General features: G+C 61.4%; 2 protein-coding genes. One reads left to right on the top strand and one right to left on the bottom strand.

Annotated features, from left to right (window positions below; all coding sequences use genetic code 11):
* Positions 1 to 84: helix-turn-helix domain-containing protein (locus OP79_RS53560; RefSeq protein ID WP_157857555.1), on the bottom strand; the 84-nt coding region annotated here is incomplete at its 3' end.
* A gap of 37 nt (positions 85 to 121) precedes the next feature.
* On the opposite strand from OP79_RS53560, the gene OP79_RS53555 reads away from it, so the two are divergent.
* On the top strand, positions 122 to 254 hold a 133-nt coding region (locus OP79_RS53555), incomplete at its 3' end, for an Arc family DNA-binding protein (RefSeq protein WP_106972683.1).

Genomic DNA, 254 nt, shown 5'->3' with positions numbered 1-254 from the left:
GACGCGGGCGCACCCGAACGCCTTCGCCAGCTCGGTCTTCTGCGGGGCGCTCGGGTACACGCGGAACTGGTACCTGAGCTTCATAATGATCACGATACCGGAGTGAGCCTATGATGGTGTCATGGTTCAGTTGACTCTACGCCTTCCCGATGACGTCCATGCCCGGCTGACAGCTCAGGCAGAAGTCGACCGGCGGTCCCTCAACTCTGAGATCGTGCACTTGCTTGAGGTCGCTCTCACCGCCGTGGAGGCAG

Origin of the sequence: Streptomyces yerevanensis, from assembly GCF_000716805.1 — a bacterium.
Lineage (GTDB): Bacteria > Actinomycetota > Actinomycetes > Streptomycetales > Streptomycetaceae > Streptomyces > Streptomyces flaveus.
Note: the sequence above shows the minus strand (reverse complement) of the source record. Positions and strands in the feature narration are given on the sequence as shown.